We start from the raw sequence: 17,092 nt of genomic DNA, 5'->3' as shown, positions 1-17,092 counted from the left end.
CGCCCGGATGAGCGTCAGGGCATCCGGCTCATCATCCGGGACGCGCCGATCTCGGCCGGGCCGTAGCTCGACGCCGTGGCGGGCGCCGGAGCCGGGGTGTAGCTCGGCCGGGCGAGGGCCGGAACCTGGGCGCGGGCCCGGATCGGCTGCACGACCGTCACCTTCGGGCGCACCACCGGGCGGGCCGCCTCGCGGGCCGGATGCACCGGCTCACGCTCGCGGACCGGACGGGCCGCTTCGCGGACCGGGCGGGGCGTCTCCTTCACGGCGGGCTTGGCCACCGGCGCCTTCACGGCCGGAGGCTTGGCGGGCTTCACCGGCTCCGGCTCGGGCAGGGCGGCGCGCTTGATGGCGGGCTCCTTCACGGGGGCCGCGGCCTTCTTGGCCGGCTCCGGCACCGGCCGGGACGCCTCGACGGGCCGCGGCGTCGCGGCCGGGAGATTCGCCCGCTGGAGCTTCGGCGCGGGCCGGCACTCGTCGCCCTCGAGCGTCAGGCCCGGCGGGCAGGAGATGCGCACGCAGGCATCGCCCTTCTGCTCGGTCCCGGTCGGGCAGATCACCGGGCAGATGCGGCCGCTATAGCCGTTGAGCACGTCCAGGGTCGCCTGGTCGGGCATGTGAGAGACGATCTTGACCGCGCGGGTCAGGGCCGGCTTGGCCGTATCGCCGGCCTGGGTGACGCGGTAGAACCGCTCCAGCGCGTCCATCGAGTGCTTGCCCCAGGACGCCTCGGGCTTCTCGTTGTAGCAGCCGAGGGCGTTGAGGCGGTCCTGCACCGCGCGGACGAGACGGTCCTGGTTGGCCGGCGCGGTGGCGTCCAGGGCGGCGGTGGCCGGGGGAGCGTCGTCCTTGATCGTCAGGCTGGCATAGGCGACGGCCGGACCTTCCGCGGGCTTCGCGCCCTCGGCAGGCTTGGCGATCTCCGCCGCGACCCGGGCCACCTCGCTGGAGGCCTCGGATTTCGCGGTCTCGGGCTTGACCGATTCGGTCTTGGGCGTCTCGAGCATCGCGAGCTTGACCCGCTGCTCCTCGTCCCGGCGCGCGGCGAGGCGCGCTTCCTCGTCGCGCCGGACGCGCTCCAGGCGCGCCATCTCCTCACGGCGCTCGGCCTCGGCGGCGGCGGCGATCCGGGCGTTCTCCTCGTCTCGGCGCTTCTGCTCCAGACGGGCGGCCTCCAGACGGACGGCCTCCTGCCGCGCCGTCTCCTGCCGCGCCAGCTCCAGGCGGGCGGCTTCTTGGCGGGCCATCTCCTGGCGGGCGGCCTCTTCGCGACGCTGCGTCTCGGCGGCGAGACGGGTCCGGGCCTCCTCCTCGCGGGCCTTGCGGGCGAGGTCGGCGAGGCGCTCCTCCTCCCGGCGCTGGGCGATGAGCCTGGCCTGCTCGGCCTGGCGCCGCTCGTCCTCCTCGCGCCGCGCCTTGTCGCGCTGGCGCTGCTCCTCCTCGAGCCGGGCCCAGGCGACCCGGTCGTCGGCGTTGCGCCGCTCCTCGCGGCTGCGCCCGTCGTCGAGCGCGGCGACCGGCGGGCCGCCGCGGCCCTGCTTCTCCAGCATCTCGATGCGGGCGAGGGCGTCGTCCGTGAGGAAGCTGCCGGCGTATTTCTGCACGAAGCTCCGCAGATCGGTCACCTGGTTGCTGGAGCGCAGGCGGCTCCAGGCCTGGATGTCGGTCTCGTCGCGGTTCAGGTAGACCTCGCCCGGGTAGGAGCGGGTCACCTCCGGCAGCTGGCGGCCGTTGGTGACGGTCGAGACCGACATGGCCACGCGCTGGAAGACCTGCCCGACCTCGAGGCCCGGCTCGGCCATCGTCTTGATCAGCGCGGCGGCGTAGAAGCTGTTGCGGCCGGTGCCGTCGAACGCGACGCTGTTGGCCTGGGTGGCGTAGGCCATGATCAGGCCCTTGCGGCCGACCACGCTCGCGAGACCCGGGCCGCTCGCGTTGTCGCGCCGGCTGGTCTCCTTGAGCGGCAGGTCGCGGCAGGCGTCCAGGATCAGGATGCGGGCGCCCTTGGCGCTGTCGAGCGCGCCGATCACGCTCTCGACCGCGATGGTCTCGAACGGCACGTCGAAGCCGTCCTTGAGCTGCGCGTCGGTCGGGACGAGGTAGTTCTGGCCCTGATACTGCAGGCCGTGGCCCGCGTAGTAGACCAAAGCCGTGTCGGCGTCGTGCGCGATCCGGGAGAACTGGGCCAGCTTGCGGTCCATGTCGCGCCGCGAGAGGTCCCGTCCGTCCACCACCTCGAAGCCGACCCGGCGCAGGACCGAGGCGATGTCGTCCGCGTCGTTGGCCGGGTTGGCCAAGCGGCCGAAGCTCTCGTAGGCGGCGTTGCCGATCACGAGGGCGATGCGTTTGTCTCCCGGCGCCGAAACGGCCGCCGTGGCCCACAGCGTGAGCGAGAGAGAGAGGAGAGCAGGCAGCGTCCGTTTCATGTCTGCCAAATTACATCTTGACGACCACCCCGAGCAAGTGCCGCCGCGCACCACCCGGCAACTCTCGACCCGCGTTTTCCTGTGTTTCGGCCCCGGCGGCCGCCCGGAGCCAGAGGTCGTCCGGTTGTCCGCAAAACGCTGGCGCGCCTCACGACTGTGGCGATCTGCGCGGTGACTTCGCGCGGCCGCTCTCCGCGGGCCGGCCCCGGCCGGACCGGCGGCTCCCGTCTTGATCCGCACAGATGACGAAGCCGCAGCGGCTCCGAACGCGGGTTGACGGCGGTTTCCGGCTTGAGCGGAGGACGGCTCGATCACCCGGGAGGGGGAGCCCTGCCGATGAGCCTGACGGTCCTGGAGAGCCTGCCGGGGATCGGTCCCGCCTGCGCAAGGCCAGGCTCCGCACCAAAGCGAGGCCCCTTCTCAGGCGACGCGTCAGGCCCGGCAGCGCACCCACGCCCAAAAGCCTCAGGCTGCGCCGCAGGATCGCCGGCTGATCTCGACGCTGCCCTCACGGCTGGACCGCGTCGACCGCGATACGGCGCCCTCAGCGTCGGACGGGCCTGCCGACAACGCGTACGGCCGGGCCGATCGACGATCTCTGGCGGAGCGAGGGGGCGGAGCTCAACCGGACATCGCGGCCAGCCCGGCCGCATGCCCAGAACCTACCGGAGGGGTGATGAATGTCAACATTCGTCACTCGCCACAGGAGCCGATCCCTCGCCCGATGTGCGCCAGCGCACAACGGCGCTCCGGCCTCGAATCCGCCCGAGATCGTGTGTCTTGAAAGATGCGGAGCACGGAGCGTCCGGCCTTGGAATGGAATGTGGGACGTGCCGCAGGGATCGCGCCGCTGCTGCTGGCGCTCGCCGGCGCGGCGGCGGGCGCCGCCGGGGCCGACCTCGGGGGCTTCGAGGCGCGCTGGCACGATTGCGTGCGGCAGGCCTTCTCCGGTCAGCCCCTCGGGATGGAGCGGCGGGCGGCGCAGCGCGCGGCCCTCGCCGCCTGCAAGCCGCAGGAGGACGCCTACGTGCACGCGATGCTGGCCGCCCAGGAGGCCGAGGCCCGGGCGCGGGCGACCCGGGGCGTCGCCGCCCGCGCGCGGGACTGGGCGTTCGCCGCGGCGGGCTCGGCCCGCGCGACGCTCGGCGGGGTGCTCGACCGCCTGCGCTGGTGAACCGTGCCGCTCCGGGGCGGTTGACGGCATGAGCCCCGCCGAGACGCGTCCGGAGACCCGACATGCCCGCCCTTCTGCGCCCCGCGCTGCCCCTCGCCGCCCTGCTGGTCGCGGCACCCGCCCTGGCCCAGCAGTCGGCGCCGCCCGCCCCCGATCCGGCGCCGGGCTTCCTGACCCGGGCCGAGCCCGGCAGCCTGCGGGCCTCGAAGCTCGTCGGCGTCAAGGTGATCGGGATGGACCACGTCCGGGTCGGCGAGATCGAGGACGTGCTGCTTGCCGAGGACGGGCGGGTGCGCGCCGTGGTGATCGGCGTCGGCGGCTTCCTGGGCATCGGCCAGAAATCCGTGGCGGTGCCCTTCGACAGGCTGGCCTGGAACACCGGCGCCGCCGCGGCGGGCGCCCCGCCCTCCCACACCACGCCGGACCGGGCGCCGAGCGACGCCGCCGCGCAGACCGCCGGCCCGCAGACCATGCCGGGCGCGAACGTGACCGACCAGGCGCTCGCCGCCGTGCCGGCCAAGCGCAGCGGCACGGTCGACGATGCCACCGGCTCGGTCGCGGCGGCCGACCCGTCCCGGGGCCGCGCCACGGTGCTGGCGACGGGGGACGGCACGGTGGCGGAGGCGGAGATCCGGCTGACCAAGGCGCAGCTCCAGGCCGCGCCCCGCTTCACGTACGAGGCCGCCCGCTGAGCGACCGGATCTTGCGCTGGCGGCCGCTGAGGGTGCCGGACCTTCCGGCCGCCGCGGCGATCGCCGCCCGCGTCCACCCGCACCATCCCGAGGACGACGCGGTGATGGCCGAACGGCTGCGCCTGTGCCCGGAGGGCTGTTTCGCCCTCGCGGGCTCTGATGACGGGCTGCGCGGTTACGCCGTCGGCCATCCCTGGCGGGCGAGGTCGGTGCCGGACCTCGACATGCGGCTTGGTGCCCTGCCGGAGCCGGCGGGGGCCTGGTGCATCCACGACGTGGCGCTCGTCCCCGAGGCGAGGGGGCGCGGCGCCGCCGGCGAGGTCGTGGCGCTGATGCGCGGCGAAGCCGCGCGGCGCGGCCTGCCCGAGATGGTGCTGGTCGCGGTCGGCGACGCCGCCGGCTTCTGGCGCCGCCATGGCTTCCGGCCGATCCCGGAAGCCCCGCCGCCCGGCTACGGCGCGCGCGCCGCCCTGATGGTGCGCGACCTGACCCGCCCCGCTGCCGGAGCGTGAGCCGCGCGCGCGACTGCGGCACCTCCCGTCCGGACGCCACGCTGTCGCACCCGGGATTTGGCGTCTCTGGGGCATCTGGCCGTGGCCAAGCCCCGCGCCACCTAGCTTCGCATCGTTCCGAACCGGGTCACGGCATGACGAGGATGGCGTGCAGCGCGTGAGTCTCGCCCTGAGGCATGGATGCGGCCGGGCGTCCCCGAGGGACGCCGCTCCCGCCCGGCCCCGGACCTGATTCCGTGCGCCAGCTCTTCGCCCCGGGCGCCGACGCGCTCCTGCGCCTCGCGCTCCTCACCGCCGCCGCCTGCCTGGCGGCGCTGCCGGTCGTGGGGGCGGGGCTGGTCCGCTCCTCCTACGTCACCGGGGTCGGGGTGGCGCCGGCCCAGCCGGTGCCGTTCAGCCACAAGCACCATTCGGGCGAGCTGAAGATCGACTGCCGCTACTGCCACACCACGGTCGAGACCCAGGCCACGGCCGGGATCCCGCCGACCCATACCTGCATGACCTGCCACAGCCAGATCTGGTCCGGCTCGGACATGCTGGAACCGGTGCGGTCAAGCTACGCCAAGGACCGGCCCCTGGTCTGGACCCGCCTGAACAAGCTGCCGGGCTACGTCTACTACAACCACGCGGTCCACGTGACCAACGGCATCGGCTGCTCGACCTGCCACGGCAGCGTCACCGACATGCAGCTCACCTACCGGGCGAACGCCTTCACGATGAGCTTCTGCCTCGATTGCCACCGCAACCCCGAGAACTACGTGCGGCCGAAGGACCGGGTGCTCGACATGGCCTGGAGCCCGCCGGCGAACCAGGCCGAGATCGGGCCGGAACTGGTGCGCCAGTACCACATCCGCGGCGGCGAGCGGCTGACCGAGTGCGGGATCTGCCACCGATGACCGGCGACATCGCCTCGCTCCGCGCCCGCCTCGCCGGCGGCGACGGCCCGGCCTTCTGGCGCAGCCTCGACGCGGTGGCGGATTCGCCCGAGTTCCGCGCCTTCCTGGACGCCGAGTACCCGGCCGCCGCCCGCCTCGCCGCCGCGCCCGACCGGCGCGGCGTCCTCAAGCTGATGGCGGCTTCCTTCGCGATGAGCGGATTGGCCGCCTGCGGCCAGACCGACGGGCGCAAGCAGGAGGTGCCTTACGTCCGCCAGCCCGAGCGGATCATCCCGGGCGCAGCCCTCGCCTACGCGTCCGCGTCCCTGACCGACGGCTTCGCCAACGGCATCACCGTCACCACCCGCAACGGCCGCCCGCTCAAGATCGAGGGCAATGCCGAGCATCCGTGGAGCCGCGGGGGCACCGACGTGTTCGCGCAGGCCTCGGTGCTCGGGCTCTACGACCCGTTCCGGCTGCAGGCGCCGCGACATCTCGGCCGGCCGAGCACGTGGCAGGCCTTCCGCGCCGCGATGACCGGGCGCTTCGCGGCACTGAAAGCCGTGGAGGGCGGGCGCGGGCTCCACCTCGTCACCGGTCCGGTGACCTCACCGTCGCTGGCCGCTCAGATCGCCGCGATGCGCCGCGATTTCCCGGCGATGCGCTGGCACGTCTCGGCCCCGACCGGGCGCGAGGCGCTCTACGAGGGCGCCCGCCTCGCCTATGGCCGCCCCCTCGAGACCCGCTGGCGCTTCGACCAGGCCCAAGTCGTCGTCTCCCTCGACGGTGATTGTCTGGATGCCGGCCCGGGCCAGGTCGGCCAGGCGCGGGACTGGGTCGAGGCCCGCCGCAGGGCGGCCGCCGGCAAGCGCCTGCTGGCGCTCCACCATGCCGGCCCGAGCCCGAACCTGACCTCCGCCAAGGCCGACGCCCCCCTCGCCATCGGCTCCGACGGTCTCGAGCAGATCGTCCGCGACCTCCTGGCCCAGGCCGGCGGCGGGGCGCCGGTGACCCGCGACGGCCCGGCCGCGGCCTGGCGCGAGACGGCCTTCGCGGCGCTGAACGCGGCCCGCGGCAACGGCCTCGTGCTCGCCGGCGCCCAGGCCGGGCCGGAGTTGCTGGCCCAGGTCCACCGGCTCAACGCGGCCCTCGGCAACACCGGCCGCACGGTGTTCCACACCGCCCCGGTGCCGGTCCTCGACCCCGAGCCCCTGTCCGCCCTCGTCGAGGCGATGCGCCGGGGCGCGGTGCAGGTCCTGGTGATGCTCGACGTCAACCCGGTCTACGACGCCCCCGGCGACCTCGGCTTCCTGGAGGCCATGGCCCGGGTGCCGCTGAAGATCCATGCCGGGCTCTACCCGGACGAGACCGCGTTCCGCTGCGACTGGAACCTGCCGCTGGCCCATCCCCTCGAGGCCTGGGGCGACGCCCGCTCCCTCGACGGGACGGTGACCCTGATCCAGCCGACGATCCGCCCGCTCTACGACGGCCGCTCGGTGCCGGAGATCCTGTCGATCCTCACCGATGCCGAGGCGAAGGACGGCGGCTCCCTCCTCGACGCCCATTGGCGCCGCCCCGGCGAGGACGACGCGGCCTGGACGGCCCGGCGCGAGGCCTTCCTGCAGGCGGGCTTCCTCGAAGGGACGGCTTTCTCCCCCGAGCCGGTCGGCGAACCGGTTCCGGCCCCCGCAGCACTGCCCCGGCCCGCGCCCTCCCCGGCCGGCCCGGCCCGGCGGGTCGAGGTGCTGTTTCGCCCCGACGCGACGGTGTGGGACGGGAGCCTCGCCAACCTCGCCTGGCTGCAGGAGCTGCCCAAGCCCCTCACCAAGGTGGTCTGGGGCAACGTGATCGCGGTAAGCCCCGCGCTCGCCGAGCGCGAGGAGCTGCAACAGGGCGACCTCGTCACCCTCGAGGCCGGAGGCCGGCGGATCGAGGGACCGGTCTGGATCCAGCCCGGCCAGGCCGAGGATGCCGTGACGGTCGGCCTCGGCTACGGCCGGACGGTCCCGGAACAGCTCGCCGACGGGCTCGGCTACGACGCCTATCCGCTGCGCGCGAGCGCCACCCCCTGGCGCCTCGCCGAGGCGACGCTCGCCACCACCGGGCGCAAGGCCCTGCCGGTGACGACGCAGAACCACGGCACGATGGAGGGGCACGATCTCGTGCGCGTCCAGGCTGTAGGCAGCACGACGCCGGTCGCCGCCCGGGAGCCCCTGCCCTCGCTCTATCCCCCGGCGCCGACCTCCCCCGGCGGGCGCTTCGCGCGCGAGCGCGCCTGGGGCATGGTGATCGACCTCGACGCCTGCATCGGCTGCAACGCCTGCGTCACCGCCTGCCAGTCCGAGAACAACATCCCGGTCGTCGGCAAGGAGGAGGTCGCGCTCGGCCGCTGGCTGCACTGGCTGCGGATCGACCGCTACTACGAGGGCGGCCTCGACACCCCGAAAACCCATTTCATGCCGGTGCCCTGCATGCATTGCGAGCAGGCGCCCTGCGAGGTCGGCTGCCCGGTCGAGGCGACGGTCCACGACCGCGAGGGGCTGAACCTCATGGTCTACAACCGCTGCGTCGGGACCCGCGCCTGTTCGAGCTACTGCCCGTACAAGGTCCGGCGCTTCAACTACCTCGACTATGCCGGCGACGCGGCGCCGGTGCAGCAGCAGCAGCGCAACCCCGAGGTCACCGTCCGGGCCCGCGGCGTGATGGAGAAGTGCACCTACTGCGTCCAGCGCATCGCCGCCGCCCGGATCGAGTCGACGCGGGGCGACCACGCCCCGATCCCCGACGGCGCGGTCGAGACCGCCTGCCAGGGCGCCTGCCCGACCCGCGCCATCTCCTTCGGCGACCTGCGCGATGCCGGCAGCCGGGTCGCAGCGGCCGCGGCCGACCCGCGCAACTACGCCCTGCTCGCCGAACTGAACACCCGGCCCCGAACCACCTACCTCGCCCGGCTGGTCGAGGAGGCCTCCGTCAAGCCCGGGGGCTCCTTATGAGCGGCACCGTCACGCCCCTGCCACCAAAACCCCTGGCGTCACGGGCCGGCCTCCTCGGCGCCACCGAGGATTTCGCGTCGATCGGCCGGGCGGTCACGGGAGCGCCGGCCCGCACCCGCTCGCGGGCCTGGTGGATCGCCTTCTCGGGCGCCTGCGGGCTGCTGGGCGTGTTCGCCGCGGCCCTCGCCTGGCTGCTCCTCAACGGCGTCGGGATCTGGGACAACAACAACCCGGTCGTCTGGGCCCTCGACATCGTCGCCTACGACTGGTGGATCGGCATCGCCTGCGGGGCGCTGCTCACCTCCGCGACGCTGCGGCTCACCGGTGCCGCATGGCGATCGGGCATCGACCGCATCGCCGAGACCACCGCGATCCTGGCGGCGGCGGCCGCGGCCCTCTACCCGATCATCCATCTCGGGCGGCCCTGGGTGTTCTACTGGACCCTGCCCTACCCCAACACCCTGGCGCTCTGGCCGCAATTCCGCTCGCCGCTGGTCTGGGACGCGGTCGACATCCTCGGCTTCCTGGGTGTCTGCCTCGGCCTGTGGTCCGTCGGGCTCCTGCCCGACCTCGCGGCGTTGCGCGACCGCGCCTTCGAGGCCGCCCTGGCCGAGGCCCGCGCCGCCGACGAGGGGCGCGGCCGGCGCCGGCGGCTGACGCTCCTGCGGGCGCAGATCTACGGCATCCTGGCCCTCGGCTGGCGGGGGGCCTCGACGCATTGGGAGCGCTGGCTGCTCGCCACCCGCACCCTCTCGGTGCTCGCCCTCGTCGTCGTCGTGGCGCTCCAGACCGGGGCCTCGGTGATGCTCGCCGGCTCCGTCCTGCCGGGCTGGCACGACACGCTGCTGCCGGTGACGTTCCTCGCCGCCTCGCTGCTCTCGGGCGTCGGCGTCACCGCGGCGCTCGCGGTGCTGGTGCGCCGGGCGCTCGGCCTCGAGGCGCTGATCACCGGACGGCACCTCGTCCTGATGGCCCGGCTGATGCTCGGCCTCGGGCTCGCCTCCGCCTATTGCTACGCCACCGAGATCGTCTCCAGCCTGCTGCACGGCGATGCCTACGACCGGGCGGTGCTGGTGCGCCGCCTGTCCGGCTCGCATGCCTGGGCGTTCTGGATGATCGTCGTCTTCGCCCTGCTGCCGGTGCAGCTGTTCTGGTTCGATGCCTTCCGCCGCTCAGGCCGCGTCGTGGCGCTGGTCGGGATCGCCGCCGCCATCGGCAGCTTCGGCGACCACTTCATGCTGCTCATCGTGACGCTCAGCCACGACTTCCTGCCCTCCTCCGCCCATCCCTACGCCCTGGGCGCCTGGGGCCTGGCGACGCTCGCCGGCACGGTCGGGCTCTTCCTGGCGCTCCTGCTCCTCGGGTTGCGCACGCTCCCGATGGTCTCGATCACCGAGACGCGGCGCTTCGCCGAGAGCCACCCGGACGAGCGGCCGAGCGGCGAGCGGGCGCCGACCCTCGCCGAGACCGCGCAGGCGCCGCTCTGGGGCGTGAGCGCCGAGTTCGTGCAGGCCGGCGACCTCGCGGCCGCGGTAGAGGCCCTGACGACGCGCGACTTCGGCGCCCGGATCGAGACCTACGGTCCCGTGCCGATGGGCCGGGCGGCGGCGGCTCTGGGGCGTCCCGCGGGCATCCTGCCGCTCCTCGCCCTCGGGGCGGCTTTGGCCGGCGGGGCCGCCTTCATGCTGATGTGCCTCTACGCCTCCGGCTTCGCCTACGTGTTCGACGTCGGCGGCCGGCCGCGCTTCCCCTGGCAGGCCTTCCTGGTGCCGAGCGTGTCGTTCGGTGCCCTCTGCGGCGGCCTCACGACGGTGCTGGGATTGCTTTTTCAGAACCGCCTGCCGCGGCTCAACCACCCGGCCTTCGCGATCCCTGGCTTCACCCGGGCGAGCGAGGACCGCTTCTTCCTGGCCCTCGAGGCGGCGGGCCCGCGCTTCGACCCCGCCCGGATCGAGCGGGCGCTCGCCACCCTGCCGGAGGGCCGGCCGCTGATGGTCCGGAGGGTGCCGCTGTGAAGCGTCTGGCCCTCCTCCTCCCCCTGGCGCTCGCGGCCTGCGACCGGGCCGACATGGTGAGTCAGCCGAAATCCAAGACCTGGGACGGCAACCCGTTCTTCCCGCAGGGCCAGACGATGCGCCTTCCCGCCCCCGGCACCGTGCCGCGGGCCGCGCCCGACCGGCCGGTGCCGCAGCCGGCCTCCGCGACCCCCGCCCTGCTGGCCCGGGGCCAGGAGCGCTACGGCGTGTTCTGCACGCCCTGCCACGGCGGCGCCGGCCACGGCGACGGCATGATCGTGCAGCGCGGCTACCCGCGACCGCCCTCGCTCGCCGAGGCCCGCCTGCGGCAGGCGCCCGCGCGATACGTCTACGACGTCATCAGCAACGGCAAGGGCACCATGCTCTCCTACGGCGCCCAGGTGCCGCCGGCCGACCGCTGGGCCATCGTCGCCTATATCCGCGCACTGCAGCTGAGCCAGGGCGCGACCCTGGCGAGCCTGCCGCCGGAGGACCAGGCCTGGGTCGCGGCGGCTGGCCGGTCCAGTCCGGGAGAGCGGAAATGAGCCGCCGCCCGATCTCCCTCGCCCTCGGGGTGGCGGCCCTGGCGGCCTGCGCGCTCGCCGGCGCCTCCGGCAGCCCGGTCATGCCGTCCTATCTCGCCGCCTGGCTGGTGCTGGTGGCACTGCCGGCCGGCAGCCTGCCGCTCTTGATGGGGCTCGAGCTCGCCGGGTTCTCCGCCGGTCCCATGGCGGCATCCCTGCGCCGCCTGCTCGGCCTCCTGCCGATCGCCGGCCTGCTGCTGCTGCCGGTGCTGCTCAGCCTCAAGGGCCTCTATCCCTGGGATCGGGGCGCCCCCCCGCGCACGCCGCTCGCCGGCGTCTGGTTCACGCCGGTGTTCTTCGCCCTGCGCAGCCTCGCCTATCTGAGCCTCTGGCTCTGGCTCGCCGGCACCTTCCGGCGCCCCCCGGCGGAAGCAGGCAGCCCGGCCGCGGCGGCCCGCCGGCGCCGGGCGGTCCTCGGCCTGATCCTCACCGCGGTCACCGGCACGCTGGCGGCTGAGGACTGGGTGCAATCGGCCGATCCCGGCCTCGCCTCGACGGCCTTCGGCCTCCTGGTGATGACGATCCAGGCCGGCATCGCCCTCTCGGCGGCGGCCCTGATCGCGGCGCGCGACTCCTCCGGCCGGCCCGGACGCGACCAGCGCACCGCCGCCTCCTTCGCCGACCCGATCCTGGTGCTCCTGGCAATCTGGGGCTTCGTCCACGCCGCGCAGTACCTGATCGTCTGGTCGGCCAACCTGCCCGACGAGGCGCGCTGGTACCTCGCCCGCGACGGGACGCTCGGCCGTTTCGGGGTCTGGGTCGGCGTCGGCGTGATGGTGCTCGCGGCCCTCGTCCTGGTGCCGCGGCGCAATGCCGGCCGGCCGGCGCTTCTGGCCGGCATCGCCCTTCTGATCCTGCTGCTCCACGGCGCCGAGATCTTCTGGCTCGTCACGCCGGGCTTCCGCGGCGCCTTCCTGTTCACCTGGGCCGATGCGCTGGCGCTGATCGGGGTGGTGGGCGTCGCCGGCGGCCTCTACGGCCCGGTGGATCGCCGCCTTCGGGGGCGCACCTCGTGAGCGGCGACAGGCCCGGCCCCCTGTCCCTTCTGCCGGCGCTCGCGGCGGCCGGCCTCCTGCGCCTCTCCGGCTTCCGGCCGGCCCCGCCCCGCGCGGAGCCGCCGGCCGGCCCCCGCAATCCGGAGGGGTTCGAGGAGACGGATGTCGATGTCCGCCGCACCGCCTTCGTGGTCGTGGGGCTCGCCGCCTCCGTCGCCGTCGCGATCGCGGCGGTGTGGCTGATGCTGCGCCTGTTCGGCGCGCTGAACGTCGCCGGCACCCCGGCGCTGACGCCGCAGCAGACGGCCCGGGTGCAGCCGCCGCCGCCCAACCTCCAGGGCGCGCCCTACGAGGACCTCGCCCGCCAGGAAGCCGCGGAGCGGGCACAGCTCACCACTTACGCCCCCCTCCCCGACGGCCGCGCCCGCATCCCGGTCGAGCGCGCCATGCGGCTGATGGCCGGCCAATCCCTGGATCCTCTGCCCCCCGCCGGCGGAGCCCCCCCGCGATGAACCCGACCGACCTCGCGCTCCGCCTCTGGCCGCCGGCGGCCTCCGCCACCGCGGTCGAGACCGACTGGCTGATCCTCGCCTTCACGGTCCTGACCCTGCTGCTGACGGTGCCGGTCTTCGTCGCCATCACCTGGTTCGCGATCCGCTACCGCCAGGGCGAGCCGGCCGATCGCAGCCACGGCACCATCCGCAGCGTGCTGATCGAGATCAGCTGGATGCTGATCCCGTTCCTGCTCACCCTGATCTTCTTCGTCTGGGGCGCCCGGCTGTTCTTCATCTCGAAGCAGGCGCCCGGCGACGCCATGGTGATCGAGGCGATCGGCCGCCAGTGGATGTGGAAGTTCCAGCACCCGACCGGCCAGTCCGAGATCAACGACCTGCACCTGCCGATCGGCCAGCCGATCAAGATCCGGATGATCAGCCAGGACGTGATCCACAACCTCTACTTCCCGGTCTTCCGGATGCAGATGGCGACCCTGCCGGACCGCTATACCGAGATGTGGTTCAAGCCCGACCGCACCGGCACCTACCGGCTGTACTGCTCGGAATATTGCGGCACCGACCACTCGAGGATGGACGGCACCCTGACCCTGATGACCCAGGCCGACTACGCCGCCTGGCTGCAGAATGCGGGCGCGCAGCAGGGCGGCCAGGCCGGGGCCGGCCGCGCAATCTACGAATCCTATGCTTGCGGCACTTGCCACGATCCCGGCGCCAAGGTGCGGGCGCCCTCGCTCGCCGGCCTCTACGGGCGCGAGGTCAGGCTCGCCGACGGCCGCATCGTGACGGCCGACGAGGCCTACCTGCGGGACAAGATCCTGAACCCGAACCGGCAGAAGCTCGCGGCCGATTACAAGCAGGTCATGCCCGCCTTCCGCAACGTGATCCCGACCGACGACCTCGACCGTCTCGTCGCCTACCTGAAGAGCGGACGCGCGACGGCGCAGCAGGAGGCCAGCCCATGACCAGCGGCACCATCACCGACGGGCCGGCCCTGCGCGACCCCCATACCCCGGATTCCCGCATCGGCCACGGGCCCGACTACCTGCATGCCGAGCACACCCTGCGCTCGTGGTTCTTCACCACCGACCACAAGCGCATCGCGCTTCTCTACCTCGCCAGCATCACCGCCTTCTTCGTCATCGGGGCGGTGACGGCGGGGCTGGTGCGCCTCGCCCTCGTCGTGCCGGACGGGCAGGTCTTCACCAACGACACCTACAACAAGCTCTTCACGATCCACGGGGTCGTGATGGTGTGGTTCTTCCTGATCCCGAGCATCCCCGCGACCTTCGGCAACTTCCTGATCCCGCTGATGATCGGGGCGCGCGACCTCGCCTTCCCGAAGCTGAACCTCGCCTCCTGGTACGTGTTCATGACCGGGGCGTTCTTCACGCTGGTCAGCGTGGTGCTCGGCGGGGTCGATACCGGCTGGACCTTCTACACGCCGCTCTCCACCGCCTTCTCGAACACCTGGGTGGTGCCGGCCCTGATCGGCGTGACGATCGTCGGCTTCTCGTCGATCCTCACCGGCCTCAACTTCGTGGTGACGATCCACACCATGCGGGCGCCGGGCATGACCTGGTTCCGGCTTCCCATCTTCGTCTGGACACACTACGCCACCAGCCTGATCTTCCTGCTGGCCACCCCGGTCATCACCGTGGCGCTGGTGCTGCTCATCGCCGAGCGGGCCTTCCACATCGGGGTGTTCGATCCGGCCTATGGCGGCGACCCGGTGCTGTTTCAGCACCTGTTCTGGTTCTACTCGCACCCGGCGGTCTACATCATGGTGCTGCCGGGCATGGGGGTGATCTCCGAGATCGTCCCGGCCTTCGCCCAGAAGAAGCTCTTCGGCTACCGGTTCGTCGCCTACGCGGCGATCGGCCTTGCCTCGGTGACCTTCTTCGTCTGGGGCCACCACATGTTCGTCAACGGGCAGAGCGACCTCGCCAGCGTGGCGTTCTCGGTCTTGAGCTTCGCGGTGGCGGTGCCGTCGGCGGTCAAGGTCTACAACTGGACCGCGACGATCCACAAGGGCTCGCTCAAGCTCGACACGCCGATGCTCTACGCCATGGGCTATATCGGGCTGTTCGTGCTCGGCGGCCTCACCGGCCTCTACCTCGCGACGCTGGCCATCAACCAGCATGTCCACGCCACCTACTTCGTCGTGGCTCACTTCCACTACATCATGGTCGGCGGCACGGTACTGGCCTTCCTCGGCGGGCTGCACTTCTGGTGGCCGAAATTCACCGGGCGGATGTATATCGAGGCCTGGGGCCGCATCTCGGCGGTGCTGATCTTCATCGGCTTCAACGTCACCTTCTTCCCGCAATTCATCCTCGGCTATCTCGGGATGCCGCGGCGCTACCACGTCTACCCGGCGGAATTCCAGTTCCTCAACATCCTGTCCTCGGCGGGCTCGACCATCCTGGCGGTCGGCTACATCTTCCCGATGATCTACCTCGTCTATGCGATCTGGTTCGGGAAGCGGGCCCCGGCGAATCCCTGGGACGCCAGGGGCCTCGAATGGACCGTCGCCTCGCCGCCGCCGGCCCACAACTTCCTCACCGAGCCGCAGGCGCCGAAGGTGCCGTACGACTACCCGATCCAGGCCCGCGAGACCGGGAGGCAGCATTCGTGAGCGGCGGGACCTCCGTGGGCGTCAGGCTCGCCTCGCACTTCGCCACGGTGGAGCAGCAGAAGCACGCCGCCGTGCTCGGGATGTGGGCCTGGCTGCTCACCGAGCTGCTGCTCTTCGCCGGGCTCTTCCTCACCGCGCTGATCCTGCGCCTCACCCATCCGGAAGCGGTGCAGGCGGCGGCGCGCCACCTCAAGTTCTGGATCGGCGCCGTCAACACCGTCGTGCTGATCGGCTCGAGCCTGACCATGTCGGGGGCGATCCAGCTCTCGCGGCTCGGCTGGCAGCGCGGCATGGTCCGGTTCATGCTCGCCACGGCGGCGCTCGGCACGCTGTTCTTGGCTCTCAAGGGCTACGAGTACTACGCCGACTACCACGAGCACATGATGCCGTTCCTGTCCGACCGGCCCTACGCGCTGACGGATTCACCGCCCTCGCGGCTCTTCGTGAACCTCTACTACGTCGCGACCGGGCTGCACGGCCTGCACCTCCTCACCGGCATCGCCATCCTGCTGGCGATGACCCGGCAGGCGAGCCGGCCGGGCTTTCTGGCCGCGCACCAGAACCGGATCGAGATCTTCGGGCTGTACTGGCACTTCATCGACCTGATCTGGATCGTCGCCTTTCCGACCCTCTACGTGCTCAACCGGTAGGAGGCGCGTCCGTGTTCGGTACCAGCGAGGAGCGCCGCATCCTCTGGCGGCACATGCGCGAGCCGGTCCTGACGGCTTGCGCGCTGCTCATCATGCTCGGGGTCAACGTGGCGCTCGGCGCCACCCTCCCTTTCCCGCATGTCTGGATCGTCGAGCTCATCGTCGCCGGCCTCATGGTGGCGACGATTCTTGCGTTCTCGATGGAGGTCCGCCGCGAGCCGCCCCTGGTCAGGCTGTTCGCCTGCATCGGCTTCGTCTGGGTCGCGATCCTGTTCGCGATGACGCTGGTCGATTACCTGTCGCGACGCTGAAGGGACGCGGGCGGCGCGGTCTCCTCGACGCCGATCACCGTGCGGGCCCCGTCGAGGAACAGGCGCACCTTCATCGCCACGATGGCCGAGACGTCGTCGACCGGCATGTTGTACACGAACTTGCGCACGCCGAGATAGAAGATGCCGGCGTGCAGGCTCCAGATGGCCTCGACCTCCGGCGCCGTGACCGGCCGCTCGGCGAGCGGCGGGCGGCCGAACTCGTCGCGCAGCTGGGCGACGATGAGGGCGAAGACGCGCTCGCGCAGCAGGTCGAGGTAGCGGGTGTTGAAGTCGAGGCCCTTCAGGCCGGCGAACATGAACAGGCGGATCCACTCGTAGGTCAGGATCGCGGTCGCGTAATCGGTGTAGAAGGCGATCAGCCGCTCGCGCAGGGGCCGGGACGGATCCCGGATCGTCTCCTCCCAGAACGGGTTCCAGCGGCGCAGGAAGACCTCCTGGTAGACCCGCTCGACCAGGGCGTCCTTGGTCGGGAAGTAACGGTAGAGCAGCGGCTGCGTGATGTTCAGGCGCTTGGCGAGTTCCCGCGTCTGCCCCTCGAACCCGAACTCGGCAAAGAAGCCGACCGCCTCGCGGACGATCTCCTCCTCGCGCTGGGCGTGGCTCAGGCGCCGCCGCGCCGGCGCGCCGGTCCGGGCCCAATCCCGGCCCGCTGCGGGCGGGCGGCGGGCCGGGCTCATGAATTTCGTCGTCGCAT

General features: G+C 72.5%; 15 protein-coding genes. 13 read left to right on the top strand and 2 right to left on the bottom strand.

Going from position 1 to position 17,092, the window contains the following annotated elements:
• Positions 1-14: 14 nt before the first annotated feature.
• Positions 15-2,426, bottom strand: a complete 2,412-nt coding sequence (locus EU555_RS06640) for a caspase family protein (protein WP_135413870.1) — start codon at positions 2,424-2,426, stop codon at positions 15-17.
• An 823-nt stretch (positions 2,427-3,249) separates the two neighbouring features.
• Between EU555_RS06640 and EU555_RS06635 the strand changes: the two genes are divergently transcribed.
• The 13 genes from EU555_RS06635 to EU555_RS06575 all read left to right on the top strand — a co-directional run bounded on the left by EU555_RS06635 (position 3,250) and on the right by EU555_RS06575 (position 16,377).
• A complete protein-coding gene (locus tag EU555_RS06635; protein WP_135413869.1) occupies positions 3,250-3,600 on the top strand; it encodes a hypothetical protein in 351 nt (116 codons plus the stop codon).
• 62 nt (positions 3,601-3,662) lie between these two features.
• The gene (locus EU555_RS06630) at positions 3,663-4,292 is read left to right on the top strand and encodes a PRC-barrel domain-containing protein (protein ID WP_135413868.1); all 630 of its coding nucleotides are present in this window, start codon (positions 3,663-3,665) and stop codon (positions 4,290-4,292) included.
• Between the two features lie 32 nt (positions 4,293-4,324).
• Positions 4,325-4,804, top strand: a complete 480-nt coding sequence (locus tag EU555_RS06625) for a GNAT family N-acetyltransferase (protein WP_135413867.1) — start codon at positions 4,325-4,327, stop codon at positions 4,802-4,804.
• Positions 4,805-5,040: 236 nt separating this feature from the next.
• Entirely contained in the window at positions 5,041-5,700 is a 660-nt protein-coding gene (locus EU555_RS06620; protein ID WP_135413866.1) for a cytochrome c3 family protein, read from the top strand.
• Positions 5,697-8,672, top strand: coding sequence for a TAT-variant-translocated molybdopterin oxidoreductase (locus tag EU555_RS06615; RefSeq protein WP_135413865.1), 2,976 nt, complete (start codon positions 5,697-5,699; stop codon positions 8,670-8,672). The genes EU555_RS06620 and EU555_RS06615 overlap by 4 nt, the downstream gene beginning before the upstream one ends.
• Complete coding sequence (locus tag EU555_RS06610) at positions 8,669-10,687, top strand: quinol:electron acceptor oxidoreductase subunit ActD (protein ID WP_135413864.1); 2,019 nt, start codon at positions 8,669-8,671, stop codon at positions 10,685-10,687. Before EU555_RS06615 ends, EU555_RS06610 begins: the two co-directional genes overlap by 4 nt.
• Positions 10,688-10,740: 53 nt before the next feature.
• On the top strand, positions 10,741-11,232 hold the full coding sequence (locus EU555_RS06605) for a c-type cytochrome (protein ID WP_135413964.1): 492 nt from the start codon (positions 10,741-10,743) through the stop codon (positions 11,230-11,232).
• Positions 11,229-12,287 (top strand): hypothetical protein, encoded by a 1,059-nt coding sequence (locus tag EU555_RS06600; protein WP_135413863.1) that lies wholly within the window; start codon positions 11,229-11,231, stop codon positions 12,285-12,287. Before EU555_RS06605 ends, EU555_RS06600 begins: the two co-directional genes overlap by 4 nt.
• A complete protein-coding gene (locus tag EU555_RS06595; protein WP_135413862.1) occupies positions 12,284-12,778 on the top strand; it encodes a hypothetical protein in 495 nt (164 codons plus the stop codon). The genes EU555_RS06600 and EU555_RS06595 overlap by 4 nt, the downstream gene beginning before the upstream one ends.
• Positions 12,775-13,743, top strand: a complete 969-nt coding sequence (gene coxB / locus EU555_RS06590) for a cytochrome c oxidase subunit II (protein ID WP_135413861.1) — start codon at positions 12,775-12,777, stop codon at positions 13,741-13,743. Before EU555_RS06595 ends, coxB begins: the two co-directional genes overlap by 4 nt.
• Entirely contained in the window at positions 13,740-15,416 is a 1,677-nt protein-coding gene (locus EU555_RS06585) for a cytochrome c oxidase subunit I (protein ID WP_135413860.1), read from the top strand. Before coxB ends, EU555_RS06585 begins: the two co-directional genes overlap by 4 nt.
• Positions 15,413-16,066 carry a cytochrome c oxidase subunit 3 gene (locus EU555_RS06580; RefSeq protein WP_135413859.1) on the top strand — a complete coding sequence of 218 codons (654 nt, stop codon included), beginning with the start codon at positions 15,413-15,415 and terminating at the stop codon, positions 16,064-16,066. Before EU555_RS06585 ends, EU555_RS06580 begins: the two co-directional genes overlap by 4 nt.
• Positions 16,067-16,077: 11 nt before the next feature.
• Positions 16,078-16,377 carry a cytochrome C oxidase subunit IV family protein gene (locus EU555_RS06575; RefSeq protein WP_245524164.1) on the top strand — a complete coding sequence of 100 codons (300 nt, stop codon included), beginning with the start codon at positions 16,078-16,080 and terminating at the stop codon, positions 16,375-16,377.
• Here EU555_RS06575 and EU555_RS06570 read toward each other — a convergent pair.
• Positions 16,359-17,075 (bottom strand): TetR/AcrR family transcriptional regulator, encoded by a 717-nt coding sequence (locus EU555_RS06570; RefSeq protein WP_135413858.1) that lies wholly within the window; start codon positions 17,073-17,075, stop codon positions 16,359-16,361. The genes EU555_RS06575 and EU555_RS06570 overlap by 19 nt on opposite strands.
• Positions 17,076-17,092 lie beyond the last annotated feature (17 nt).

Source organism: Methylobacterium nonmethylotrophicum, assembly GCF_004745635.1.
In the GTDB taxonomy this organism is placed as follows: Bacteria; Pseudomonadota; Alphaproteobacteria; order Rhizobiales; family Beijerinckiaceae; genus Methylobacterium; species Methylobacterium nonmethylotrophicum.
Note: the sequence above shows the minus strand (reverse complement) of the source record. Positions and strands in the feature narration are given on the sequence as shown.